The sequence below is a fragment of the Paenibacillus sp. FSL H7-0942 genome (assembly GCF_045040715.1).
GTDB lineage: Bacteria > Bacillota > Bacilli > Paenibacillales > Paenibacillaceae > Paenibacillus > Paenibacillus amylolyticus.
In genome coordinates, this window is the sequence record NZ_CP150279.1 from 6564571 (window position 1) to 6591108 (window position 26538).

Annotated in this window: 25 protein-coding genes; 14 read left to right on the plus strand and 11 right to left on the minus strand. The window is 47.2% G+C overall.

Annotated elements, in window-relative coordinates; genetic code table 11:
• Nucleotides 1–25: 25 nt before the first annotated feature.
• From MHI48_RS28720 to MHI48_RS28740, 5 genes are all read left to right on the plus strand, one after another.
• Entirely contained in the window at nt 26–397 is a 372-nt protein-coding gene (locus tag MHI48_RS28720) for a CidA/LrgA family protein (RefSeq protein WP_017691758.1), read from the plus strand.
• On the plus strand, nt 394–1074 hold the full coding sequence (locus MHI48_RS28725; RefSeq protein WP_076251772.1) for a CidB/LrgB family autolysis modulator: 681 nt from the start codon (nt 394–396) through the stop codon (nt 1072–1074). The genes MHI48_RS28720 and MHI48_RS28725 overlap by 4 nt, the downstream gene beginning before the upstream one ends.
• Nucleotides 1075–1179: 105 nt before the next feature.
• Entirely contained in the window at nt 1180–1698 is a 519-nt protein-coding gene (locus MHI48_RS28730) for an AbrB/MazE/SpoVT family DNA-binding domain-containing protein (protein ID WP_036612972.1), read from the plus strand.
• A 127-nt stretch (nt 1699–1825) separates the two neighbouring features.
• Nucleotides 1826–2521 carry a Crp/Fnr family transcriptional regulator gene (locus tag MHI48_RS28735; RefSeq protein ID WP_405142477.1) on the plus strand — a complete coding sequence of 232 codons (696 nt, stop codon included), beginning with the start codon at nt 1826–1828 and terminating at the stop codon, nt 2519–2521.
• Between the two features lie 77 nt (nt 2522–2598).
• The gene (locus MHI48_RS28740) at nt 2599–3438 is read left to right on the plus strand and encodes a DNA alkylation repair protein (RefSeq protein ID WP_405142479.1); all 840 of its coding nucleotides are present in this window, start codon (nt 2599–2601) and stop codon (nt 3436–3438) included.
• Between the two features lie 125 nt (nt 3439–3563).
• On the opposite strand, the gene MHI48_RS28745 is transcribed toward MHI48_RS28740, so the two are convergent.
• Nucleotides 3564–3944, minus strand: a complete 381-nt coding sequence (locus tag MHI48_RS28745) for a DoxX family protein (protein WP_051447288.1) — start codon at nt 3942–3944, stop codon at nt 3564–3566.
• 423 nt (nt 3945–4367) lie between these two features.
• On the opposite strand from MHI48_RS28745, the gene MHI48_RS28750 reads away from it, so the two are divergent.
• Nucleotides 4368–4667 carry a helix-turn-helix domain-containing protein gene (locus tag MHI48_RS28750; protein ID WP_026081419.1) on the plus strand — a complete coding sequence of 100 codons (300 nt, stop codon included), beginning with the start codon at nt 4368–4370 and terminating at the stop codon, nt 4665–4667.
• A gap of 104 nt (nt 4668–4771) precedes the next feature.
• Here MHI48_RS28750 and MHI48_RS28755 read toward each other — a convergent pair whose 3' ends face one another.
• The 5 genes from MHI48_RS28755 to MHI48_RS28775 all read right to left on the minus strand — a co-directional run bounded on the left by MHI48_RS28755 (nt 4772) and on the right by MHI48_RS28775 (nt 10950).
• Nucleotides 4772–5776 carry a Gfo/Idh/MocA family protein gene (locus MHI48_RS28755; protein ID WP_076329275.1) on the minus strand — a complete coding sequence of 335 codons (1005 nt, stop codon included), beginning with the start codon at nt 5774–5776 and terminating at the stop codon, nt 4772–4774.
• 68 nt (nt 5777–5844) lie between these two features.
• A complete protein-coding gene (locus MHI48_RS28760) occupies nt 5845–7503 on the minus strand; it encodes a glycerol-3-phosphate dehydrogenase/oxidase (RefSeq protein ID WP_076329274.1) in 1659 nt (552 codons plus the stop codon).
• A 400-nt stretch (nt 7504–7903) separates the two neighbouring features.
• Nucleotides 7904–9391, minus strand: coding sequence for a glycerol kinase GlpK (gene glpK / locus MHI48_RS28765; RefSeq protein WP_076329273.1), 1488 nt, complete (start codon nt 9389–9391; stop codon nt 7904–7906).
• Nucleotides 9392–9419: 28 nt separating this feature from the next.
• Nucleotides 9420–9989 (minus strand): glycerol-3-phosphate responsive antiterminator, encoded by a 570-nt coding sequence (locus tag MHI48_RS28770; protein ID WP_074092664.1) that lies wholly within the window; start codon nt 9987–9989, stop codon nt 9420–9422.
• Between the two features lie 193 nt (nt 9990–10182).
• Nucleotides 10183–10950, minus strand: a complete 768-nt coding sequence (locus MHI48_RS28775) for a GTP cyclohydrolase II (RefSeq protein WP_076329272.1) — start codon at nt 10948–10950, stop codon at nt 10183–10185.
• 323 nt (nt 10951–11273) lie between these two features.
• Here MHI48_RS28775 and MHI48_RS28780 point away from each other — a divergent pair, with 323 nt between their 5' ends.
• The 4 genes from MHI48_RS28780 (at nt 11274) to gntK (ending at nt 16063) form a co-directional block, all read left to right on the plus strand.
• Nucleotides 11274–12548: an ABC transporter substrate-binding protein gene (locus MHI48_RS28780; protein ID WP_076329271.1), complete on the plus strand. Its 1275-nt coding sequence runs from the start codon at nt 11274–11276 to the stop codon at nt 12546–12548.
• 128 nt (nt 12549–12676) lie between these two features.
• The gene (locus MHI48_RS28785) at nt 12677–13543 is read left to right on the plus strand and encodes a carbohydrate ABC transporter permease (protein WP_036613110.1); all 867 of its coding nucleotides are present in this window, start codon (nt 12677–12679) and stop codon (nt 13541–13543) included.
• A 20-nt stretch (nt 13544–13563) separates the two neighbouring features.
• Nucleotides 13564–14391: a carbohydrate ABC transporter permease gene (locus tag MHI48_RS28790; RefSeq protein ID WP_036612996.1), complete on the plus strand. Its 828-nt coding sequence runs from the start codon at nt 13564–13566 to the stop codon at nt 14389–14391.
• A 121-nt stretch (nt 14392–14512) separates the two neighbouring features.
• Entirely contained in the window at nt 14513–16063 is a 1551-nt protein-coding gene (gene gntK, locus MHI48_RS28795) for a gluconokinase (RefSeq protein WP_076329270.1), read from the plus strand.
• A gap of 682 nt (nt 16064–16745) precedes the next feature.
• On the opposite strand, the gene MHI48_RS28800 is transcribed toward gntK, so the two are convergent.
• Nucleotides 16746–17126: a nuclear transport factor 2 family protein gene (locus MHI48_RS28800; RefSeq protein ID WP_076329269.1), complete on the minus strand. Its 381-nt coding sequence runs from the start codon at nt 17124–17126 to the stop codon at nt 16746–16748.
• 163 nt (nt 17127–17289) lie between these two features.
• On the opposite strand from MHI48_RS28800, the gene MHI48_RS28805 reads away from it, so the two are divergent.
• The 3 genes from MHI48_RS28805 to MHI48_RS28815 all read left to right on the plus strand — a co-directional run bounded on the left by MHI48_RS28805 (nt 17290) and on the right by MHI48_RS28815 (nt 19564).
• Nucleotides 17290–17607: a helix-turn-helix transcriptional regulator gene (locus MHI48_RS28805; RefSeq protein WP_076329268.1), complete on the plus strand. Its 318-nt coding sequence runs from the start codon at nt 17290–17292 to the stop codon at nt 17605–17607.
• A 63-nt stretch (nt 17608–17670) separates the two neighbouring features.
• Nucleotides 17671–18486, plus strand: a complete 816-nt coding sequence (locus tag MHI48_RS28810) for a hypothetical protein (RefSeq protein ID WP_076329267.1) — start codon at nt 17671–17673, stop codon at nt 18484–18486.
• Nucleotides 18487–18604: 118 nt separating this feature from the next.
• Nucleotides 18605–19564, plus strand: a complete 960-nt coding sequence (locus MHI48_RS28815; RefSeq protein ID WP_036613004.1) for an MraY family glycosyltransferase — start codon at nt 18605–18607, stop codon at nt 19562–19564.
• Nucleotides 19565–19685: 121 nt separating this feature from the next.
• Here MHI48_RS28815 and MHI48_RS28820 read toward each other — a convergent pair whose 3' ends face one another.
• The 3 genes from MHI48_RS28820 to MHI48_RS28830 all read right to left on the minus strand — a co-directional run bounded on the left by MHI48_RS28820 (nt 19686) and on the right by MHI48_RS28830 (nt 22879).
• Entirely contained in the window at nt 19686–20504 is an 819-nt protein-coding gene (locus MHI48_RS28820; protein ID WP_036667927.1) for a carbohydrate ABC transporter permease, read from the minus strand.
• Nucleotides 20504–21397 carry a carbohydrate ABC transporter permease gene (locus tag MHI48_RS28825; RefSeq protein WP_127551445.1) on the minus strand — a complete coding sequence of 298 codons (894 nt, stop codon included), beginning with the start codon at nt 21395–21397 and terminating at the stop codon, nt 20504–20506. The genes MHI48_RS28820 and MHI48_RS28825 overlap by 1 nt, the downstream gene beginning before the upstream one ends.
• A 138-nt stretch (nt 21398–21535) precedes the next feature.
• The gene (locus MHI48_RS28830) at nt 21536–22879 is read right to left on the minus strand and encodes an ABC transporter substrate-binding protein (RefSeq protein WP_127551443.1); all 1344 of its coding nucleotides are present in this window, start codon (nt 22877–22879) and stop codon (nt 21536–21538) included.
• 489 nt (nt 22880–23368) lie between these two features.
• On the opposite strand from MHI48_RS28830, the gene MHI48_RS28835 reads away from it, so the two are divergent.
• Entirely contained in the window at nt 23369–24400 is a 1032-nt protein-coding gene (locus MHI48_RS28835; RefSeq protein ID WP_340031399.1) for a LacI family DNA-binding transcriptional regulator, read from the plus strand.
• Between the two features lie 200 nt (nt 24401–24600).
• On the opposite strand, the gene cydC is transcribed toward MHI48_RS28835, so the two are convergent.
• On the minus strand, nt 24601–26538 hold the full coding sequence (gene cydC / locus MHI48_RS28840) for a thiol reductant ABC exporter subunit CydC (RefSeq protein WP_405142485.1): 1938 nt from the start codon (nt 26536–26538) through the stop codon (nt 24601–24603).

The following is a 26538-nucleotide window of genomic DNA, read 5'->3' on the forward strand; positions in this document are numbered from 1 at the left end:
GTTGATTATATAAGGAGGGATTGAAGTGAAAAAATGGGGCCTTGGTATTGCACAAGTTGCGCTCTTAATGGTTTTTTCACTGCTCATGGACCTGCTGGCCCGTACTCTCCATCTTCCTGTACCAGGTTCAATACTCGGTATGGTTGTGTTATTCATTCTGCTTCAGACTCGTGTCGTGAAGTTGCGCTGGATTGAAGTTGGAGCTGCCTGGTTGCTCGGTGAACTACTGTTATTTTTTATCCCGTCAGCCGTTGGCATTATGAACTATATGCCCATGCTGGAGCATGACGGATTGCAGATTTTATTCATCGTACTGCTTAGTACATTCCTGGTCATGTCCTGCACAGGCCTGGTGGCTACACGAATTGCCAAACGAAAGGAGCGTCACACCGGATGATTGGATTCCTCTGCCTGTTGTTAACCGTCGGTATCTATTGGGTTACCAAACGAATGTATCGCAATCTGCCTAAAGTATATCTGTCTCCGTTGCTCATTACACCGCTTCTTGTTGTTGGCATATTGCTTGCAACCGGAACGGATTATGCCACGTATAGCAGTGGTGGCAAATGGCTGAGTCTGCTTCTTCAACCGGCCACGGTGGCTTTTGCCGTACCGCTCTATACCTTTTTCCATGTACTCAAAAAACATATTTCCGAGATTGTCTTCAGTGTCATGACCGGTTCGGTCGTTGCCGTACTTTCTTCTGCCCTGCTCGCCAAATGGTTGCGCCTGGATTCCGGTCTCATTCATAGTCTGATCCCAAGATCGATTACCACCCCAATTGCCATGAACGTATCCGCCACTATCGGTGGTATACCCGCAGTGACAGCTGTTTTTGTTATTATGACTGGTCTGCTCGGAGTAATTATGGGCCCTTCCATCGTCAAAATGCTGCGCATCGATGGGGAAATTGCACGAGGCACACTGTTTGGAACCGGTGCCCATGGCACAGGGACATCCAAGGCGTTTGAACTGAGTTCCCTGACCGGTACCATCTCCAGCATCTCCATGGTGCTCGCTGCATTGTTCACTTTAGCGGTTGCACCCGTGCTTTCTAAACTTATTTTCCCATAATGGATGGAATTATCCACTTTTTTGAAATATTATTGTTGTATTAAAGCCCTTTCTTCCTTACAATAAGGACAGGTTTTTAATTGTGAATATTGCGGGGGAGATGCGATGAAAAGAACCGGAATGAAGAGATCTCTGGACCGTCTTGGACGAATTGTCCTTCCCAAAGAAATGCGGGATACGATGGAAATCCATATCGGCGATCCGCTTGAGTTTTTCATTGAAGGAAAAGAGTTGATTTTAAGAAAGTACAAATCAACATTATGTATTTTTTGCGGTGATGTAGATACGGAAATGTATTTCAAAGAACAATTCATCTGCCGGACTTGTGCAATTCAATTAAAACACCCGGATGACTCTCCCAACTGGTTCGTACCTCAGAACAAACAGGCTCCTGCACCCGTGGAGCGTCCTGCTTCCAAATCCGCCCCAGTCTCATCTCCCGCTAGGGAAGAAGGGACCACAGCTGACAACCAAGAATACCCGGACCTGCGGCCAAAGACGGCACGTATGCTGCAACAGATGAAAGAAATTGTTGAACAGAATCCCGGTTTGGCTCAACAGCAAATTGCGGAAAAGCTTGGCATCAGCCAAGGACGCGTCTCTCAATTAAAAAAGTTACTATAATCAAAATGGCATTTGATCATTTATAGTCAGAAGACCCTCCGATCAGGAAGTCCCGCTGCAAGAGAACCCGTTGTTTTTCGTGGGTTCTTCTTTTTTTTATATTCATATTGTAATGGAAAGGAGTTCTATGGATAAAATTCTGTATTTATCACAATTCGACCTCATGTCCTCCTTATCCGAGGCAGACCTGATTGAAATGGATGGGATGACTTCTATTACGACCATACCTAAAAACAGACAGATCCAGACACCCGATACGTTTACAGAAGGTTTCTATTTTGTAAAACGGGGAAAGGTTCGTTTATATACATTAAATCCAGAGGGCAAGCAGTTCACTCTCGATATTTTGACGGAAGGTAACGTGTTTGGAGAAATGAACGGAATCTCACTCGGAACACGCGCCGTTTATATCGAAACGATGGAGGAGTGTGATATTTGCCTGATGAACAAACAACGTTTTGAACAGTTTCTGATTGAACATCCAGAATTTATGATGAGACTGATGAACGTACTAAGCGAGCGGATCAAACGAATGAGCGAGTTGACACAGACGCTTGCACTCGGAAACCTGCATGAAAAGGTGTTACATAATCTCTTCCGGCTGGCTGAACAGATGGGATGGATCGAAGAAGATGAATACTGCCGGATTCAACTCGGGCTTACCCATCAGGAGATTGCCTGGATGGCGGGAGCCACACGGGAATCGGTTACGATTGTCATGCAAGACTTGGCAAAATCTGGCCATATTCGTACCGGATTCAAATCAGTCTCCCTTCATCGTGACGAAATCGCTAACCTTCGGAAAATCACTGACCACTTGTAAGATGCCTTACATCCCTGTTCTCCAGCAAGTTGTACTGTATAACTTATGATGTTATACAACCAAGGAGGAGTATACCGTTGGATGCTAAGCCAAATCTATTTATCCCTGAAGACATTTTTCTTCGCAAAGGTGCCCGTAAAGCAACGGAAATTCCTGAGCATATCCGCAATTGGCTACAAGCAGGACATATCGAATCGGTCAATCTGACCGAATGGCTGGCTGTAGATCATGTTTCTCTTTTTCAGAAGGTTACCCATGAATGGGGAATGGATGCCGAAACCAGAGCAATTACAGAGCAGTTAACACAGATGGATGAGCAGCGGATCATGAAAATCATCCCGGTCATAGCCATGCAATGGCTTGATCTGTTGAAACGTCCATCAGTCAATGAAAAAACGAATCTCTTTTGTTCCATTGCAGAGCATCGTTCAGACAGTGTTCGCTGCTGGGCGGCTTATATCATTGGGCTAGATTCCGGTCTGAACCTGACTGAAAAGTTGGAGCATATTCGGCCCTTTGCAGCAGATCATCACTTTGGTGTAAGAGAAATCGCCTGGATGGCTGTACGGGAGTCCATCTCTGCCGAATTATCCTTAGCCTTGCAGCAGTTAATCCCATGGAGCGTTGACCCTGATCCACTGATCCGTCGCTTTGCCATAGAATCAATCAGACCTCGTGGCGTCTGGGCCAAGCATATTCAGGAGTTAAAAGAAAATCCGGCCATGGCCCTTCCCTTGCTTGACGCGGTGAAATCCGATGCCCATAAGTATGTGCAGGATTCGGTAAGTAACTGGCTGAACGACGCCAGCAAGACCAATCCAGAGTGGGTGCGGCAGGTCTGTGCCACTTGGACTCAGCAGTCGGATACCAAACATACGCGGCGAATCGTTACACGTGCCACGCGAAGTCTTACATAAAAAAAGATGACCACCGCTTACTGGCAGTGGTCATCTTCTGCATAGGCATCCGCGTTTACATTCCTTTTGACAGGAATACCTTTTCCTCAGTAAATAGCCCAATAACGTTCCCTCTTATCTTTAACTTACGCCTGAATCGCGTCCATCTGGCCTTCTTCTTCCGCTTCCAATCTGCGCATGCCCACAACCAAAACAATTATGTTAGCTACCAACAACACAGCCGGGAACGGAACAGCAGCGTATTGTGCATAGATCAGATGACTTCCCACGGCCCCAATCAGAATGAATGTCAGTATGCCAGAAGCCAGGATGCGAGTACGTGGAATCAGCAAACCTACTGCACTAAGCAACTCCGCGGCACCCAGCAGATACATGGTCCATGTCGGATAAGAGAAACTTTCGAATGTCTGAATCATCATGTCTGCTCCACTAATCTTGTTAAACCCCGTCATGACGAAGACACCTGCTAACACAACCAGAAAAACGTAACCCAAAATCTTGTTCATATGTATATCCTCCTGTAACAAATTATATGTTCCTACTAGGTAATGATTATTTTGCTTCACATTGTAAAAAAAAGAATCTATGTAAAAGTTCCCAAAGGTCACTCTGTTTTCAAGCGTTCAGCCCCGTTCAATTTTCAGAATAGTACGCGTTCATATTATACGTATTATTTATCACCAACTTACTTTTGTGAAGTTAGTATATAATAATAATATAATTTCTTCAAGTAATTTTTCACTGTATGATGTATAATACATACAAAAGGTATGTTACAGTATATTTTGTAGTAACCCTCATTTACTTGGATGTCCTATATTCTTAAAGCGGCAGAAATCATGTCCTTTCATATACAACTTTGAAGAAAATCATTATGAATCGAGGTGAACACGTTGAAGCTGAAAAAAGTAAAATCACCAAGTCCCTGTATGATCACTCAAGCCATAGACATCATAGGCAAGAAGTGGGTACTGTTAATCATGTACCAACTGTTGTCCGGACCCAAGCGGTTTACGGAGCTTGAAGCAGAGATGGCGATCAGTGGACGACTTTTATCGGAGAGATTGAAGGAAATGGAGACGGAAGGTATCGTAACCCGACACATGTTTCCCGAGATACCTCCCCGTGTAGAGTATGAATTGACACCGAAAGGCAGAGCCATTGAACCTGTCATTGATCAGATCTACAGTTGGTCATCCGACTGGTTGAAACAGCAGAAATCCGAGTAGTTGAATTGCTACTTAATAATCTCTACTCAACACAAATACGCCTGAATCAGGCTGATCTGCGGATCATTCCCTGATTCAGGCGTATTTATATTACCTTCAACCTTTTAATGAGAGAGATGTTTTGAAGGCTGAAGCTGTACCGGCAGACCGGAATCTGCCGATGCCAGCGCCGCCGTCGTAATCTCCTGTGTACGGCAGGCATCCGCATAATCGGACAGAATTCGTGAACGGTCTCCCGTACGCAGGGCGTGAATGAACGCTTCATTCTCACGCTCGTATGGGTTATGTCCTGCCGGAATCTCCAGACCTGCCATCGCATGTGTTGCGGCACTTGGCAGAAGCAAACGTTCTGGCGTCCAATCCCATACACCTGCATCCGTGTAGAACTGGAGTCCTGCGCCGCCCTCTCCGTCTGGCAACAGACATGTATTGGCGATACTGGCAATCGCTCCACTTTCCAGCTTGAGCGTCACATTTGCCACATCGGCTACGGTCACATGCTCATGCTTCTCATGCATGCTTCGCTGAGCTGCTACAGCATATACCTCCGTAACTTCTCCTGCACAATACCGAAGCAAGTCTACAATATGTGTAGTCTGCTCTACGAATTGTCCTCCTGAACCGTCCTGACGCCGCCACCAGGCGACTCCTGGCATTCCGCCCATCCAGCGGCCAAGAGCCATGCCGACCGTCTGTTCTTTCATCGATTGCCGCAGGACCTGCGCAGCCTCCTGATAACGGAAATGGTATCCTACAGAGGTTAACAATCCACTCTTTTGCACCTGATCCAACACCTGACGCGGAACATCCATTCCGGTGCTCAACGGTTTCTCCACCAGGAATGGAATACCGCGGCGGATTAATTCGGATTCAATCGATCCGTGAGACATCGGAGGCACACAGATATACACCGCATCCAGCTTCTCACCATCCAGCATATGTTCAAGTTCCCCGTAACCAACAGCATCATAAACGAAGGCCATAGCCTCTGCCTTTTCGAGCGAAGTTCCACAGACACTCGCAACACGAACACCTTCCATCCGTGCGAGAATATCCGCGTGTACCTTACTGAACCAGCCTGTTCCAATGATTCCGATCTGTAATGTCATGGATGTAATCCCCTCTCTATGTTACACGCTTACATGTTCCATTCGACTCTCGATCTTGAAATCCTGCCCTAGATTTTGCCGGATGCTTCCAGCAACAGCTGACCCAGTTCCTGTGTATGTTTAACCACTTCCTCTTCTGACCAGTCCAAACGACCTGCCATATACGAGATAACTGCTGCTTTATAGCGACGAACTTCATCAATACGGAAGAATAAATCACCTGTTCTTCGTACCAAAAAGTCAGATGGGGTTACAGCCATCTCTTCATCAATCGCGTAACGCAGCATCAGCAATAGCTCCTGTGGCATGCCATGAAGCTCGGACTTGGTGCGTGGATCGGGCATTCGCTCATATAGTGCCTCCACATTGGAACCATACGTGTGAACCAGCCGCTCCGCAGCCGGTCGGGCAAGCCCCAAGGCAACACCATCCTTGATCTTGCGCTCCGCATACGATACAAATCCAGCCGATCCCCCTACATCACCGCCGGAGATGGGCATCTTCTTCGTTACACAAGGGCCTATGGAATGCCCACTCTCCTGCTCCATCTGGCGTGCGACCAGATCAACAACCATCTCGGCCATTTTACGGTACCCGGTTAACTTGCCCCCGGCAATCGTAATCAGATTGGATTCGGATACCCAGACTTCATCTTTACGTGATATTTCGGAAGGATTCTTGCCTTCCTCATGAATTAGTGGACGTACACCCGCCCATCCGGATTCCACGTCCTCGGTACCAATGTGTACATCTGGAAACATGCCATTAACTGCATCAATCACATAATCGCGATCCGCGTCGGAAATTTGCGGGTGTGCAGGATCGTCCTGATATACAGTGTCGGTTGTACCTACATAGGTTTTGCCATCACGTGGGACAGCAAATACCATTCGACCATCTGGTGTATCAAAATAGACGGCCTGTCTTAATGGGAATCGTTCACCATCAAAGACCAAATGAATGCCTTTGGTCATCTGCAGTGTTTTCCCCTGGCGTGAACCGTCCAATTCCCGCAGACCGTCCACCCATGGACCGGAAGCGTTGATCACCTTGCTTGCTTTTAGCGTATAGATCTGCCCATCGATCTGATCCACGGCTTCAATACCTGTAATCTTGCCATTCTCCTTCAGGAAACCTTTCGCCTTAACGTAGTTCACTGCCTGTGCCCCACGTTTGACAGCTTCTTTCATAACTTCAATGGTGAGCCTGGCATCGTCAGTCCGGTACTCCACATAGAGTCCACCACCCAACAATCCCTGTTTGCGTAATAAAGGTTCACTGTCTGACACCGCTCCAGCATTCAACATTTGGCGCCGTTCACTGCGCTTCACCCCGGCGAGCCGGTCATACACCATCAGTCCAATGGATGTGCTGAAGCGGCCAAACGTGCCAGCCGTATAGATCGGTAACAACATCGGTTCCGGTGTTGTGACATGTGGCCCATTCTCATAAACTACAGCCCGCTCCCGTCCTACCTCAGCAACCATCTTCACTTCATATTGCTTCAAATAACGTAATCCGCCATGGACAAGTTTGGTCGAACGACTGGATGTACCTGCTGCAAAATCCTGCATTTCTACAAGCGCCGTCTTCAACCCACGCGAAGCCGCATCTAATGCAATCCCTGCGCCTGTAATCCCACCACCAATAATTAATACGTCAAAATGTGCATTCGCCATGCTTTGCAAATATTCGGTCCGGTGTGCTGACGAGAACGTTTCTGTCATTCTTGAACCTCCTATTGATTTTCTCAATTTTTCCGTAAAAAAACAAAAAAAGGACCACGTCATTCGCTCAGCAATTGCTGAGCGGCACGTGGTCCCTCCCGATCTCCAGACATCATTTTTTAACTTGTGCCTTTATCCTATCACAGATTTTTGACGGCGTGAAGTCCTGAAATGACACATTATTCAAAAAAAATTCAAAAAGTTGTTCTGCCAAAGGATGGAATTTCAAATGAATCCACTAACCTTGTTTTTTTCCTTATAGTGGATATATATTTTGCCTTCTCCAGGAAGAATAACCCTGTAAATCATGCATCATTTTCCACCAGTAAATATCATTTATAACATATGTTTAGTTAAAAAGTACAAATACCCACACCAAGAAATATTCATTTCATTCCTTTTATTTAAAAGCCATTGCTGCGTTCACTGCACGCTTCCAGCCTGCATACAGTTCTGTTCGTTGTTGCTCAGCCATAACAGGCTGGAAGACACGCTCCGTATTTTCATGATCGGTCAATTCATCCGCACTCGTCCAATATCCAACCGCCAACCCTGCCAGATAAGCCGCACCCAATGCAGTCGTTTCATTCACCGATGGGCGTTCGACAGGAATACCCAGAATATCACTCTGGAACTGCATGAGAAAATCATTGGCCGCCGCTCCTCCATCCACTCGCAGAGCATGCACGGGAATACCCGAGTCGGATTCCATTGCCTCCAGTACATCTTTGGTCTGATACGCCAACGCCTCAAGCGTAGCACGGATAAAGTGTTCCTTTGTCGTGCCTCGGGTCAGGCCAAACACCGCACCCTTAACCTCACTATCCCAATACGGACTGCCCAGTCCCACAAATGCAGGTACCATATAAACGCCGTCTGTCGAAGGCACACGTGAGGCGTAATCCTCGCTATCTTTTGAAGAGCGAAGCATTCTTAATCCATCACGCAGCCACTGAACCGCTGAACCTGCAACAAAAATGCTGCCTTCAAGCGCATATTCAACCTTGCCATTCATCCCCCAGGCAATCGTTGTAATCAGTCCGTGATTGGATTGTACCGGGTTCTCTCCCGTATTCATAAGCATGAAACAACCGGTACCATATGTATTTTTCATACTGCCCTTGGTGTAACAGCCCTGACCAAACATCGCTGCCTGTTGATCACCTGCCGCTCCCGCAATCGGAATCCGATGACCGAAGAAATGATAGTCTGTTGTGTGTGCATACACCTCGGATGAACCTCGTACTTCTGGCAGCATGGCCTTAGGAATGTCGAGGATATCCAACAATTCGTCATCCCATTGCAGATCATAGATGTTATAGATCAAGGTACGTGAGGCATTGGATATATCCGTGACATGTGTGCCCCCGCTCAGTTTCCAGATCAGCCAGCTATCAATCGTGCCAAATAGCAATTCACCCTTCTCTGCGCGCTCCCGGGCACCAGGGACATGATCCAGAATCCACTTCACCTTTGTTCCCGAGAAGTAGGGATCGATTAGTAATCCTGTTTTACGTCGGAAAAGGTCCCCGAGACCCTGCATTTTCAATTCTTCACAGATATCTGCGGTCTGTCTGGATTGCCAAACCACTGCATTATAGATGGGTCTGCCTGTTTCTTTGTCCCATACCACAACGGTCTCACGTTGATTCGTAATTCCAATTCCGGCAATCTGGACAGGCTTAATTCCGCTCTCTGCCAGACATGAAGCCATCACGGCAAGAATGGAACTCCAGATTTCATTGGCATTCTGCTCTACCCAGCCCGGTTTGGGAAAATATTGAGGGAATTCCTGCTGTGCAATGTGCACAATCTCCCCGCCACGGTTAAATAGAATAGCTCGGGAGCTTGTTGTTCCCTGATCCAGAGCCAATATATATTTTTCCATACAGCCAACCTCCTGTTGTGGGTTCTTTTTAAGGTGTAAGCGATTTCTCGAAGTGTCGGATCAGATCTGTGTTGGATGTGGTCACTGCCGTAGCCCCGACGCCAAGCGCAAGTTCAACCTCTTCCGGTGAACGGATCAATCCCCCTGCAATAATGGGTATCCCTGTACGCACAGATACTTCCGCAATAATATGCGGAATGACGCCAGGTAATACTTCAATATAATCCGGTTGGGTTTTGGCCAGCAGCAGATAACTTTTCTCCAGTGCATGGGTATCGAGCAGAAAAATACGTTGAATCGCTGTAATGCCTTTCTGCTTTGCCTTCTGAATGACACTCGCTCGCGTAGAGATCAGTCCTGCAGGGCGAATGTGCTGACACAGATACTCTGCCGCATACTCATCATTCTTCAATCCTTGGACCAGATCTGCATGCAAAAGTATCTTTTTGTCGTACCGCCGAGCCTCGTCCATTACACTCTGAAGTTGTGCAATATGCGTTTCCAGCATCACCCCATAGGTATAAGGGCCTTCAATCATCGCTTCAAACTGCTTCATGCTCTTTGCAGCCGGCAATATACGTTGTCCCTCAAATGGCACCTTGGTTCCTCCCGCATTCATCAGATGACTATATTGTATAATCCGCACTGCGGGAACGGCAAGCCATTCCGTGAATCAGGAAAACCTGATCGCTACCCTATCATCCATAGTAAAAAGCCGCTGTTGTACTTCTCCATAACAGAGAGTACAACAACGGCTTAATCAGCTAATCGTATAAGTCTATAAATAAAGATTAAGCCTGCGCATGCGGAAGCAGCGTCTCTGCCCCGGCCCATCCATCACTTTCTGCCAAGTGACCGGAACGATTCACTTTCGTTTGCAGATACTTCTCGTTGAAAGCAGAGCGATCTCCCCATAGTGGCACACGTCCACCCACATTCAATCCCGCTTCCTGCAAAGCAGCCAGCTTCCGTGGATTGTTGGTGATCAATGTAACCGGTGCGGAGCGAAGTGCACGCAGCACAGCAATCGCATCGTCATAATTACGAGCATCGTCCGTGAATCCGAGCTGTAAGTTCGCATCTACCGTATCCAGACCTTCTTCTTGCAAAATGTACGCCATGGCTTTGCTGAACAGACCAATGCCACGTCCCTCATGGTTCGCAAGATAGAACAGTGCACCCGCTCCGTGAGCGGCGATCATTTTCATGGATTGCTCCAATTGGAAGCCGCAATCACAGCGTTTGCTGCCAAAGATGTCGCCTGTATGACAGATGCTATGCATCCGAATCAGCGCTTCTTGTGCGTCGGCAAAGTCACCATACACCAGAACACTGGATTGTTGACGCTCTGCCAGTTCAGCTTCAGCAAGAGATTCGATTAACTCGCCGCTCTCCATCGCTTTGTCTGACTTCATCCAGCTATACCACTGGAATGTCTTGGTCTCCCCATCGAGGTTTACCGGGAGTTTGATTGGCCCCACCAGGTATATGAACTCTTTTCCACTCGGAAAAGTCTGAATTTTGGGGGCAAGCAGTTGAATAATATGTGAATTGATCATTGTCGTTCCTCCTGTTTAGGCCAACTTGTCTGTTGATTGATTCGCATCCAAAGCGAAAATGGATCACTTGGATGTTATATAGTACGTATCTATATTATTCTCATCATCATTAGTTACTTTATGTAAGTTAGTTTAGAATAAAAATTATAATGTGTCAAGTAACTTTTATTTTTAAAGTAACTACCCAATTTATGTTACGCAATCGACACAAATATGTGTTTCATTTCAGGAATATTGGGTATGAGTTTATAAACTGCTCATACACTAATGTTGTAGTCCAAAGCACTTCATGCCTCGAACTTAATGATGAGGGGGTAATACACATGATCCGCCGGAAAAGAACATGCTGGACAGCCATACTGATGGTCTGCGTCCTGCTCATAAGCGGATGCTCCATCTGGCCCGGACAGGACGATTCAGCGAGCAATAAAAAGGTAGCGCTTACATTATGGTACTGGAATCGTTCCATCGACGATAAGTTGATTGCCAGGGCTAAGGAAAAGTTCCCCAATATCGAACTGACAGCTCAGAAAATCGGCGGTGATTTCAAAGCAAAACTCAAAACAACACTCGCTGCACGCTCAGGTGAACCAGACATTGTAGCATTGAACGACTGGATCATGGAGCTATTCCCCAGTGAGGACCGTTTCTATAATCTGTATGATCTCGGTGCAGGAGATATTGAAGACCAATATCTGCCGTGGAAATGGAAGCAAGGCGTTACGCCAAGCGGACAGATGATTGGATTCCCGATGGATACCGGACCAACAGCCCTCTTCTACCGAGAAGATCTGTTCAAGGAAGCCGGATTGCCATCTGATCCCGAAGACGTTACACGCCAGATCAACAGCTGGGATGCATATGCTGCTGCCGGAGAACAGCTCAAGGAAAAATTCGGAGGCAAGGTTTTTCTAACCGACAATATTGCAACCGTTTACAATCAAGTCATATCGCAGTCTGCGGAGCGTTATTTCCGGCCGGACGGGTCCTTTATCGGCATGGATTCCCCTATTGTGGGCAAGAGCTGGGATACGGCCGTTGCTTTCAAAGAGAAGGGACTGCTTGCCAATGCAGATGGCTGGACTCCAAGCTGGAACGCCGCGATGAATAATGGCGAAATCGCCTCTTTTGTAGGTGCCGTCTGGATGAAACAAGTGCTTCAGGAAGCCGCTCCGGATACCTCCGGGAAATGGCGGGTCGCTCGGGCACCAGGGGGAGATGGCAACAACGGGGGATCATTCCTGTCCATCCTGAAGTCGAGTGAACATCCTCAGGAAGCCTTTGAACTGGTTCGCTGGCTGCAAAGTCCCGAAAATCAACTGGAGCAATATCAGACACTGAACCTGTTCCCTTCTGCGCCAGGTGTGTTTGATGATCCTGCCATGAAAGAAAAAGAACCTTTCTTCGGTGGACAGGCGACAGGGCCTGTATTTGCCGAATCGGCACAGGATGTGCCGGATGCTTTCTTTGGCGAAAGATACCCATCCGTACACAACATTATCACTCGACGGCTGAATGATGTCGCGAAGCAAAATGCCGATCCACAGCAGGTCTGGACGGATACGGTACACCGCGTCGAGCGGGAATTGCAGCGTTAACCTGAACAACGTGTGGTTTCGTTATCCGCAAAGGAGGAATTCATATGGCTGTAACTGAACCTCGTCTTACTCCCGATCCCGGAAATGCAAGACCTGATCTGGATCGGCAGAAGTCACTGTGGTCCAGGATGTGGGAGCATCGTGCACTTTATGTCGCGATATCACCGTTTTATATTCTGTTTGCGGTATTTGGCCTGTTCCCGATTGGGTTCTCACTCTATCTGGCTTTTCATAAATGGGATGGCATCGGTGTCATGACGTTTAACGGACTCAACAATTTCAAATACATGCTGACCGATGCCGAGTTCTGGCAAGCCGTGGGCAACACGTTCATGATCTGGATCTATTCGACGATTCCGATGCTCTTTTTCGCCCTGATTATTGCCTTTTTGCTACATGCACCATTTGTGAAGTTTCGTACCCTGTTTCGGGTCGGTTATTTTCTGCCAAACGTCACATCCATCGTGGCGGTAGCCATTATCTTCGGTGCTTTATTTGCCAACAATTATGGCTTTCTCAATTATCTGTTGCAGTCGGTCGGACTACCGGTTGTGGAGTGGCTTAATGCACCATGGGGCATTAAAGTCGCAATCTCCTCCATGGTGGTCTGGCGCTGGACCGGATATAACGCCGTCATCTATCTGGCCGGACTTCAGAGTATTCCGCAGACATTATACGAAGCGGCCAAGATTGATGGCGCATCAGCGATACAGTCCTTTTTCCGAATTACAATTCCGATGTTGCGTCCTGTGATCCTGTTTACGGTCATTACATCAACGATTGGCGGTATGCAACTGTTCACCGAGCCACAAGTATTGGTAGGCAATGATGGTGGCGCAGGTGCAGCAGGCATGACGATTGTATTGTACCTCTACCGTGAATCCTTCATTAACAATTACTTCGGATATGGCGCTGCCGTTGGTTGGGGCATGTTCCTCATTATCGCCCTGTTCTCGATTGTGAACTGGAAGCTTGTTCAAGGCAAATCATCCTGATGTGATAAGGGGGAGCGCACATGGCGACCAAACACCTCAAATCGCTGGTGTTGTATACCGGTCTTATCGGGGGCATGCTCATATCCATGTTCCCGTTCTATTGGCTGATTGTAATGTCTACCCGGACAACGTCCGATATCTACAAGTTTCCACCCCAGCTCTGGTTCGGGGGCGAACTGTGGAATAATATCACGCGGGTGTTGCAGCAGATTGACTTCTGGGGAGCTTTTCTGAATACGTTGTTTGTGTCGGGCCTCGTGACCATACTTGTACTGTTTTTTGACTCACTGGCGGGGTTTGCGTTTGCGAAGTTTGAATTTCCCGGCAAAAAGTGGCTCTTCATCTTGCTGCTTGCTACCATGATGGTACCTTCCCAGCTGTCGCTGGTGCCTTCCTTCGTGCTCATGGCTACGTTCGGCTGGGTCGGTTCCTTCAAAGCTCTCATTATTCCAGGCATGGTGAACGCCTTCGGTATCTTCTGGATTCGCCAGTATGCCACAGAGTCGATTCCGAACGATCTGCTGGATGCGGGCCGCATCGATGGCTGTAATTTCTTCCGACTATATTGGAACGTAGCGCTGCCAATTCTGCGACCTGCCTTTGCTTTCCTCGGCGCGTTCACCTTTATCGGCGTATGGAATGATTATCTGTGGCCTTTGATCGTCCTGACGGATGAACGCAAATACACGTTGCAGATTGCGTTGTCTCAATTAAACGGACTATATAACACAGACTATGCCATGGTTATCGCTGGTACGTTGCTTGCCGTCATTCCACTCATCGTTATGTTCCTGTTCATCAGCCGTCAGTTTATTTCGGATATTGCCGCAGGAGCAGTGAAGGACTAAGATTATGGCATTTTGATCCATCCCTTAAGTCTGATATTCTTATCTATAGATGAAATAACAGATGCCATATAAGTTGGATGAATAGCACCACCTTATATATTTAAGAAAGAGGGATGACAAAATGGCTTCTTCACCCTATATGATCGGCGTAGATATCGGCACGACCTCCACCAAGGCCGTCTTGTTCGAACAGAACGGAACCATTGTGGCTCAAGGCAGTGCCGACTATCCGCTATACACCCCCACACCTGCGATTGCGGAGCAGGATGCGGAAGATATTTTCAAAGCAGTCATCGAATCGGTCAAACAGGCCACTTCCAAAGCGGGAGTGAAGCCAGAGGACATCCTGTTTGTATCCTTCAGTTCGGCCATGCACAGCATTCTGCCAGTCGATCAACAGGGCACACCGCTGATGCGGGCCATGACTTGGGCAGATAATCGCAGTGCAGAGTGGACGGAAGTACTCAAATCGGAGATGAATGGTCACAAAATCTATCTGAGAACAGGTACGCCGATTCATCCGATGTCCCCTCTCACCAAGATCATGTGGCTCACCCGGGATCAGCCTGAATTGTTCAGACAGACGCACAAATTCATATCCATGAAAGAATATGTTTTCTATAAATTATTTTCTGAATACGTCATTGATCACTCCATGGCCTCCGCAACCGGACTCATGAATCTGGAGAAACTCGACTGGGATGCTGAAGCGCTGCATGTAGCGGGCATTGCGCCGGAACACTTGTCCCGATTGGTCCCAACCACACATGTGCTGAAACATGGGTTGCACCCGGAGTACGCCAAGGAGATGGGCATTGCGGTCACCACACCATTTGTCATCGGTGCAAGTGATGGTGTGCTCTCCAATCTGGGCGTGAACGCCATTGATCCGGGCGTCGTGGCCGTGACCATTGGTACCAGTGGAGCGATTCGTACAGTCGTAGATAAACCGGTGACCGATCCCAAAGGACGCTTCTTCTGTTATGCGCTCACGGAGGATGCCTGGGTCATTGGCGGACCGGTGAACAATGGCGGTGTTATTTTTCGCTGGATTCGGGACGAGTTTGCAGCTTCCGAGGTGGAGACTGCGAAACGACTTGGCATCGATCCGTATGAGGTGCTCACTCGTGTTGCGGAAAACGTACCTCCGGGTTCGGAAGGTCTCTTGTTCCATCCGTATATGACAGGTGAGCGGGCTCCGCTCTGGAATCCCAATGCACGGGGTTCGTTTTTCGGCCTGACGCTGCATCATAAGAAAGAACATATGATTCGCGCTGCGCTCGAAGGTGTGTTGTTTAACCTGTACACGGTCATGCTGGCTATCGAAGAAAAGATTGGCCGTCCGAAAAAAATTCAGGCGACAGGCGGCTTCGCCCGCTCTGAGTTATGGCGCCAGATGATGGCCGATATTTTCGATCAGGATGTCATCATCCCCGAAAGTATTGAAAGCTCCTGTCTCGGCGCAGCCGTACTGGGCTTGTACGCCCTTGGCCGAATCGATTCCCTGAGTGCCGTCTCCGGCATGATCGGATCAACGCATCGGCACCAACCAGACCCGGACAGTGTCCGCGTGTACCGTGAACTGCTGCCGATCTTCATCCGCATCTCCCGCAAATTCGAAGAAGAGTATGCGGATATCGCTGCCTTTCAGAATAAGACGATGCAGGGGTAGGGAAGGCGTTAGATCGCATGCAGGATAACCGGAGGATGGGGCGGTTTAGGTTCCGAGGTTTTGAGGGTTGGAGACTTGAGGGTTAAACGTCTGGAATGTTACACGTTGGAGGATCAAACGTTGAACCTGGAATAGCTAACGAATCGTAGACGTCTTATATGAGGTTTATAGCATGTTTTCGAAATCTAACGAACCTGAGCCACCTTATATTGGCTTACATGGGGCACGAAACTGCTCTAGAACCTAATATCTAGCCTACTAACGTGTCTGTGGTTCGTTAGAAAATTACTCTTGCCAAATATCCTCCAATAGCACGTCTCAGATTCGTTAGAATTGAAAGAACATCGTTTCCATGCAGCAAGACACCATCTCCTAAGCTGCGTCTGGCTCAGAATAACCTAAGGCTCTAGCGACTACGTCTTATGCACGTTCATGATGACCGTCCGCCATGTTTAAAACATGTGGGAGGGTCTTTTTCATGAACAGATTTTCATGTACATATCTTCATGTACAGTTTTTGTGTACCAATTTACCTGTAGAAACTGTGCTACCAGAATGATGAAGCCCTCGTCCTCAGCGCCGTTCAAATCACCTAAATATGCGACCAAAAAAGCCCCACAGCTTGAAAGACTGTAGAGCTTCGTTTCCTAACGTTTCATTATTACCTATTTATACTCTGCTGTTACTGATTATACTTGCTGAACGCACTCTGGTCGGCCTGCACGTTCTCCAGGTACACGATCTGCCCCGCATCATTCACACGCGCGATATCAATGCCTGCCTTGGCATATACCGTTCCGTCCACCGCTTGTCCGCATACCGCCCAGTTCGTTTGGTAGCTGCCGTCAGGCTGTTGCACCCACGCGTCCCACATATGTTTTACATCCTTATTGTATTCGTAGAAAGCTTTCATAAAACCATCGAATCCTGTTCGGCTGGTGCCGTTAAGCACAATCTCTGCGTCCGGTGTAAACAGGGACAATAAGTCCTGCATGGCGCGCTCATCTGTGCGTGAAGCATCAAATAAACGGAAATAGTTGTTCAACAGTGTAGTGGTACTCATTTATATTCCTCCTGAAATAAAAAGCCGTTTTCCAATCTTTCAATTCGAATTTTTTCGAACTAACTGAAAAGAAATGTAACATACTTCTTATACTGCCTGCAAGAGATAGTTCGAAATTTTTCAAACATTGAAAGAGAAAGCCGAATATGCTAACGTCATAGATATGAGAACTCCAACGATACCTATGGCTTCGGAACTGAAGCTGACCACGGTCTGCAATGCATTGGGCGATCCGATCCGCATGAAAATTGCACACTGTCTGGCCAGTTCTGGCGAGAAAAACTGCTCCGCCTTCGAAGTTGACCATATTTCCAAATCCACGTTGTCCCATCACATCAAAATTTTACGTGAAGCTGGCGTGATCCAGCCACGCATTGAAGGTAAACAGCACTTTTATTCCCTACGAAAGGAAGAACTAAACGTACGTTTTCCAGGCCTCGTCGACATGATTCTGAATACAACCGAGGAATACGCACATTAAGTAGGTCTGAGATAAAGAATCACATTCATCATAATTGCAATTCCCATAAAGGAGGCTAACCATATGGACAAAAAGGCAGCAAAGATACTGCTGAGCACCTTCTGGGGAGGTGGTGGCTGGAAAACAACCTCTCTACCCTTCTCCGGGGAGGAATTTGAATATGCCAAAAGCAAAGGTGTTATGTTCGATCCACTCACGATCACGCATGACGAGATTGTCCAGCGTCTGTACGACATGCATCAGGAGGACTCGTTTAAGGAACGGGTGATTTCGGCATTTCTACATAGTCTGTCCACCAAAAAAGCCTATCTACGCAGCGCATTATCCAGCTGGGCTTTAACATCGAACATGCCTTTACACACCTATGCAGAGCGCCCTGCCCTTCACCCTAACACCAGTTCCTGTGGAGATTGTAACTTCCTGCGTTTGCAGTCAGACAAGGAATATTCCAACGTCGACTTAAACGTCCTGAACTTTGAACGGATCAAGTGGGGCGGCGTGCGTCATGGCTGGCTTATCTATTGCCTGATGGATCTGGAATTACTGCTTCAGGACAACGATGCGAACTATGAAGTAACTCCTGAAGACCAAGCCATCCTGGTCAACCTGCTTGAAGCAGCTCAGACGGAAGACCCCAAAGACAGTGCTCGCTCACTTGAGAAGAAGTGGAAGGATCTCTTCCCTTCCAGCAAACAGGAGCGAGATGCCCTGCTGGAAATCTGGGCGGCAGCCGGCATACTGGCTCCTGGAGATAAACCGAGAAAACGCAAAGGTGGTTCCAGTGATTTTGTCTTTGCAGCAACCTGGCAAGGTGATGATGGATATCATACAGAAGCCGTAAAACATTATTTCGGCTCCTATCTTCCTCACATGCAATAAAACCTGAACTTTTGCTCACCTTTGCGTATGTCTGGTTACAATAATGACATCGACAGATTTCCTGTTTAACTCGTATAATAAGGGGAAATTGGTAGATGGGAGTGAAACAAGCGAGTTTATGGTATACATACTGGCTTTTATAGTGTCTTTTGCTGTCGTGGTTCTGCTTATTCCACCGCTTGGTCGATTGGCTCACCGGCTCGATTTTGTGGACAAGCCTCGGGAAGATGTGGAGCGTAAGCTACACAGGCAACCTATCCCGCTCACGGCGAGTTACGCGATATTTACTGGATTTTTCCTGACATACATTGCTCTGACGAAAGAAATCACATGGGAAACAGCGGCTCTGGTCGCTGGTGGTATGCTTCTGCTAACGATTGGTACCGTCGACGACTGGTACAAAACAAAAGGCAAAGATTTTCCTGCCCTGCCCAAAATGCTCGTACAGGTCTCTGCTGCAGTACTCGTATTTGCTTCTGGCATTGCGTTTACCGGATTCGTGAATCCCTTCAACGCGGAATATGTCATGCTTCCAATCTGGCTGCAATTCATTCTCACGATCCTGTGGATCTTCGGGGTGACAACAGTCATCAACTTCTCGGACGGCATGGACGGACTGGCTGGCGGATTATCGGCCATCTCGGCAATTACCCTGTTCATCGTGGCGCTTGCCAAAGGTCAAAGTGATTCCGCACTCATGTCGATCATTCTGGTCGGTGTAACGATTGGTTATCTGAAGTACAACAAAGCTCCTGCCAAAGTGTTCATGGGTGATGCAGGCGCTACGTTCCTTGGCTTCATTCTGGCGGTTATCGCTCTGGATGGTGCATTCAAACAAGCGACCATGTTGTCCATCTTCATTCCGATTCTGGCGCTGGGTGTACCGATCTTCGACAACATCTTTGTCGTTATCAAACGTTTCATTCAAGGTAAAGCGATCTATCAGGCCGATGCAAGTCAAGCTCATTATCGGTTGCTGCGTGCCGGATTGAATCAAAATCAGGTGGTGGGTGTGCTGTATCTAGTCAGCACATGTCTGTGTCTATCCTCCATTATTCTGATGTTAGTGGAGTTATAAAACCAAAATAACGATGAAAATAATAGAAGCCACCTTCATTGCGTTGAGGGTGGCTTTCTTATGATGTTTTTTTGGATCGCTTGCCTTTTTTTCGTTTCAGTTAAAGCGGAGTGATTCTAACTTACGATTTAACAGCCCCTGCCATAGCACCTCCAACAATGAAACGTTGCAAAGCAACATACAGGACAACCAGTGGCAAGGTAACAATCAGAATGCCACAGGCGAGCAACGGCCAGTTGTTCATGTACTGTCCATAAAATGTAAAGAGTCCTTTGGTTACCGGCTGATAATTCGGATCAGATAAATAAATGGTCGGCCCGATAATATCGTTCCATACACCAATCGCGGTAAGAATAATACCTGTTGCCAGGATCGGTTTCATTAACGGAACAAGGATAGTGAACAGATAACGTGTATATCCACTCCCGTCCATGGCTGCCGCCTCATCCAGTTCACGCGATATTGATTTGATATAACCCACAAACATGAGAAAGGCAATGCCCGTACCTGTCGTCTTCAATAAGATGTACCCGATTTGGGTGTTGTAAAGACCCAGATTATTGATCAGGGAAAACTGCGGAATGAGCGGGTTGGGAAGGTACATGGAAATTAGAAAGAAAATATAAATGATTGTGCTGAATTTAACATATCTGCGTGCGAGCGGGAATGCAGCAAATATAGATAAAATCAACGTCAGCAGGGTGGACATCCCTGTATAGAGCACACTGTTCCACATATACTGAGAGAAGTTCCCTTTGTTCCATGCTTCGGAAAAGTTCTCAAGCCGAATCCCTTCAGTAAGAGCTACAGGATCGAGCAGATACTCTGTCTGTGTCTTCATGGATACATTGAACAGATAGAATAGAGGGAAAACGTACAACGCAAGCATGAGCAGAACGATAACGTAGCTGACCATTCTGGACGTTTGGCTCTGTTTCATTACGCTTCCACCTCTCTTCTGCGAAGGTAAAATAAAGCGACCATCGATATGGTAAATACAAAGAGGAACTGAATCATCGCCACAGCAGAAGCCAAACCATAATCAGCCGTTCCTGTGCCAAATGCCGTAGCATAAACATCAAACGCAAGCGTCGTTGTATTGAACTTGCCGCCTGTAAGTACATAGATAATATCAAAGGTTTGCAATGCCCCTATGATAGACAAGAGCATGTTAACGGTGAATGCAGGAGCAATCATGGGGAATGTAATGTTCGTAAATGCTTTCCATCCCGAAGCACCATCCATGTAACCCGCCTCATACAGATCGCTCGGAATAGACTGCAGACCTGCAAGAAAAATCGTCATGGAGTAACCCATGTACATCCAGATTTGAACAAAAATAATCAATTCGAAGGCAATATTATAATCGCCAAAAAAGTTGGAACTGGTACCCAAGAAATTCAGAAAGGACTGGGCTGGTCCGCCCAGCGGATTTGCAACGAGTTGCCAAATGAGTCCAGACACAGTAACCCCCAGCACCACTGGCAAAAAGAATACCGCGCGATATAATTTATCGCCTCTAAGCTTTTTATTGATCAAAATCGCTATAAACAAACCCACTGCATTTTGTACGATCACAACAGCAAACGCAAAGTATAAGGATCGCCCAATAGCATCCATTCGGTCTCCAGCATTGGATGCACCAAAAAATGTTTTATAGTTTTCAAAGCCGATAAAGCTCCATTCCTGGCCCCGAACACCAGTAGCATCTGTAAACGAAAACAGTATCGTCACAAGTGATGGACCGAAGCCAAACACGACATAAAGTAACAACGGAATGCTCAAATACAGATAAGGAATAAGTCTTGCCTTACCTTTCCCAAACGGATACATCGTCCTCACACCTTTCATGGGGTAAAACTAAGACATAAGAAAACCGGAATAACAGCCTTGTCTGGCCTGAAGGCTCAGACCCGAGCGCTATTCCGGCGCATGCGGCCAACTTGTGCCATGAATATGAATGATTATGAATTACTTTGGAGCAGCAGCATCCCAGTCCGCTTGGGATTTACCTGCAAGCTCTTCCGGTGTTGCAATCGGTCCGGCTGGCTTGAGCATCTCTGCGTGAACGCTGGCCTCAGAAATGTACTGTCCTACATTCTGACGGTTAATGAACAACTGATCCCAAGATAGTTTAAAGTCCTCCAGGTAAGGCTGAATGCCTTGGATAAACTCACTTGTCATCTCCACATCAGGCTGTGTAGGCAGGAAGCCGGCTGCATTCACAAATTCCGTGTAGTTCTCTTTCTCCGATAACATATCAAGCCATTTCATTGCGTAATCCTTGTTCGGTGAGTTATCCACCACCATCCAGGTCATATCGTATTTACCCGCCAGATTTTTGTTCTTGGCTGCATCATTGCTACCTGGAATTGGGAAATATCCAAACTTCAGATCAGGGTTGGCCGTTTGAATTGTTGTTGCATCCCAAGTGCCGTCAGCAATCATAGCCACCTTGCCTGTAGCGAACAAACTGGGCAATGTTCCGTAGTCAATACCCATGAAACCAGGCATTGCATTGTTCATCAGATCCTGAGATTTCTGCAAGACTTCAAGTTGAACCGGATCAGTCAGCTTGGTTTCACCAGTCCATAGACCTTTGATATAAGCAAGCTGATCTTCATGAATAGAGGCCTGAAGCCCTTGCACCGCAAGACCTATTGGCCATACATCTTTACCCGCCAGACCCAGCGCTTCGACACCATTGTCTTTGAACACTTTGATAACATGTTGCAATTCATCCCAGGTTGTAGGGATTTCCAGATTATATTTTGCGAAGAGTTCCTTATTGTAGAACAGTCCTGTGAATGCCACCTTGCCCATGTTTACACCGTACACCTTATCGTTATACGTCATTGCGTTCTGTACATCCGATTCATTGTAGTTTTTGATAAAAGATTGATCAGACAGATCACTGATTAACCCGGCATCGATCCATTGCTTCCACATCGGATCAGCAGCACCACTGGACCATTCCTGCGGAGCGCCTACAAAGCTTGATTTGAGTGGAATGATATCCACATCCCCATTACTTCCGGCGTTCATCCGTGTTTGCATCAACTGATCGTAAGTCGCGTCTGCCGGAACGGTAGTATACTCCACCTTTACGTCCGGATATTTCGCTTCAAATTTCGTATTAAACTCTTTGATGTAGTTGTTAATATTCTCTTGCTGCCAGTGAATGATCTTCAAGGTAACTTTTTTGCTGCTGTCTGTAGCCTGAGTTCCTTCTGATTCCGAAGAGCTGCTACTACAAGCGGCGAGCACACATAATAAAGCGGTTACAAGTACAATGGCTAAAGTCATTTTCTTCATTTTCGTTGTCCCCCAAATTTTTGAATTAAATCTACGAAATCAGTTTCGTTAATTCCACCCTTATTATGACTTCAGATCTTTATTTTGTAAATAGTCATTTTGTTTTTTTGATTTCCATGCTTTAACACGCTTGATAAAAGCTTTATTTATTGCTGTATACGTTGAAATCAAGGTACCCTTTACGATAGTCACGAAAGTTACGAAACACAGCACATGACATAATTTCATTTAAGCCCCAGACAACCCGGCATTCCTTTAAATGGACTCAAAATCTGTAAAATAATTAAGATTACGAGCTAAAATTCGTCCTTATTTTCGCGACAAACCTCCTTGATCACTTCAAACCTATGGATGCATATCATTTCAAGTGTGAAACCCTCTCTCTGCTGTTGACTCTCCGGTCTATGTAGCATAGAATACTTGCAAGAAAGCGAAAAAACCGATACAGCCCCAGTTTACGAAACCAGTTTAGGAATCCGAGGGATGTTTATGAATATCAAAACGATAGCGAGTTTAGCCGGCGTGTCTGTAGCCACGGTGTCCAAGATTATCAATAACTATCCAGATATTAGCGAGGAAACGCGCCAGCGAGTGCTTAAAATTATGGAAGAGACAGGCTATCGTCCATCTTCTTCAGCCAAAACACTGGCAACCAAAAAATCCAGCCTCGTTGGCGTTGTGTTTGCAGGGAAGCTGAACGTGGATTTCAGCCACCCTTTCTTCGTACAGGTTATCAATGCGTTTAAGAAACAAATTGGCTTGCTTGGATACGATCTACTCTTCTTCTCGAATGAGAAGTTTCTGGATCAGGGTGAGGACTACTTGGCGAGATCCAAGTATTTTCAAGTGGATGGCTGTATTATTATTGCGGGGGATGAGGTCGAGAGCAGCATATTCGACCTGGATGCCAGCCCGATTCCTTGTATCGGAATAGATATCGAGCTAACAGGACAAAGCTCCTGTTACATCATGTCCGATAACGATAAGATCTCAACCAAAGTTGTAGAACAATTTTATATGAACGGTTATCGAGATGTTGGTTTTATCGGGCTGGAGCGCGCCTCTCTTGTGATGCAACAGAGAGAGATGGCTTTCAAACGTTCACTAAATCAGTTTAGTCTTGATGAAAAGCCCGAGTGGGTTGTATACAGCAAAGATTATGCCGCAGCGGATGGATACGAAGCGGCCAAGAAAATGCTCGCCTTCAAGACTCTGCCACGTGCCGTGTTTGCAGCCACAGATCTACTTGCCTTTGGAGCTATTCGCGCCTTTAAGGAAGTGGGGTTACGCATTCCAGAAGATATAGCTGTGGCAGGTTGTGACGACATCGAAGCCTGCCGTTATACCGATCCACCGCTCACAACCGTCAAGCAGGATACCGACAAAATCGGACGCCTTGCTGCCATGATTCTGTTTGATCTGATGAACAAACAAATGGATAATCGTTGCATTAAAGTAGAGCCGGAACTGGTTGTGCGTCAATCCTGTGGCACAGCCATGCTGCTGGCACAGGAAATCTGAGCGTTAAGTCCTTGGGACTGGCTGCTGCAGATCAATTCACATCATAGACATAGCGATTTTTCATAAAACTCCACATCAAGAAACGAAAAGGGGATGTCCCATAAGTCATGAATATGACAGGTGACATCCCTTGTTTGTGTTATTTTGTTTTAATGTACCTGAGACACGCTATCCGCTCCCATTTGCCGAGAAAGTTCCTGCTATCTGGAAGCGGCAGTAGGCAGCTTGCCCTCTACTGTCTGCAAGTCAGACCACCCCGGCCGATCAAGTTCAATGAGACGGCGGTATCGCTCTTCCCCAGCCAGCAATTGTTCGTGAGAACCCTGCATGGCAATCTTTCCATTTTCCATAAAAATAAGTTCATCCATCTGTTCCGCACCAATCAGGTGATGGGTCACCCAGATCATCGTTTTGCCTTGCAAGCTACCCAGGATAGTACGCATCAACTCTCGTTCCGTCACCGGATCAAGCCCTACGGTTGGTTCATCCAATATAATAACGGGTGTCTCCCGGAGCAGTACCCGGGCCAGAGCAATCCGTTGCCTTTCGCCACCAGAGAAACGCAGCCCCGTCTCCAGCATCGGCGTATCATATCCCTGCGGCAAGGATTCGATCAGACCGGATAACCCTACTTGGGCGGCCACCTGACGAATCTCCTCATCCGTTGCATGTGGACGACCAATCCGCAAATTATTGGCTACCGTGGTGTCGAACAGGTGTGGGCTCTGATTCAGTACTGCGATGACATCCGTGACACTCTCACCCAAGGTCTGCACAGGCATATTATTGATCAGCACTTTCCCCGCAGACGGAAGTAATGCCCCCTGAATCAGCTTCAACAAGGTTGATTTTCCGCCGCCGCTTCGTCCAAGAATGGCTAATCGTTTGCCTTGTGGCAGATGAAGAGATACGTCCTGTACGGCGTAGGAATCATCCGCTGCATAACGGTAACTTACGAGATTAATCTCGATGTCTGCTCTGAGTTTGGGTGGAATGCGAAGACGAATTCGTCTGTCTGGGATAACATTCGCAGCTGGCAAGGACTCCGATGTCTGTCCGGCCATCACGTTGCCGTTTTTTACTACAGAGATCGATTCGCCCGTTCCATCCGCATCACCAACTCCATTCTGCAACGGAAGATACCCTTTCCCTTCGAGCTGTTTCAAGCGATCCAGTGATTCCTGGTACTGTGGAAGATGCTCCACTGCATCCCCTACAGGCAGAAGTGATTCCGTAAGTGGAAATAACACCAGCACAAAAGCAGCAATCATCACGGCAGGCAATTGCCCGATAGAAGCGGCATTTCCGGCCCATAACGTAACCGATACCACCAGCAGGCCAATGACAGACTGGGCCATCAGATCACGCCAGCGTGTCCAACGCCGCAACTTGCGACGAACTGCGTCGACCTGTTCCTCCGCTTCTTCCTGCTGCTGAACAAATTCGGCCGCTCGTCCACTTGCAAGCCAATCTCCCAGTCCAAGTACACCGTCGGTCAGACGGGTATACAACCTGCTGTTTTCCTTTTTCAGCCGTACACGCCATTTCCACGTCACTTTCAGGGAGATCGCAGGTAACACGGCAACGAGAAATAACATATACAAACCCATCCACAACGCAAATCCCAGATCAACACTGCCAAAGGCAATCACAGCCCCACCGTACATCACAAGTGCGGTAACGGCGGGAAAAATAGTACGCAGATAGATATCCTGCAGCCGCTCCACATCATCGGCGAGTGCTCCAAGCACATCCCCGGTCTGCATACGAGAACGCAGGAACAGAGCCTGTGGCTCCAGAATACGATATAACTTCACCCGCTGATCGGCCAATACCCGCAGTACGGCATCATGTCCTGCCAATCGCTCGATATATCGAAACACGGCGCGGAATATCCCAAATGCACGTACACCAACAATAGGTACATACACCATCAAAATATTTTCAGGACGCAGCGCAGACTTGGAGATCAGAAATCCGGAGGTGAACAGCAGCAGTACCGCACACAAGGCAGCACATGTACCCAGCGCAATAACTGCGATGAATCTCCAGCGGTACTGTGCCACATACGGAGCAATCCAGCTATTTTTCTCTTTTCCGTTACGGACGGTCTCCATATGCTCATATCCGGACTTCAT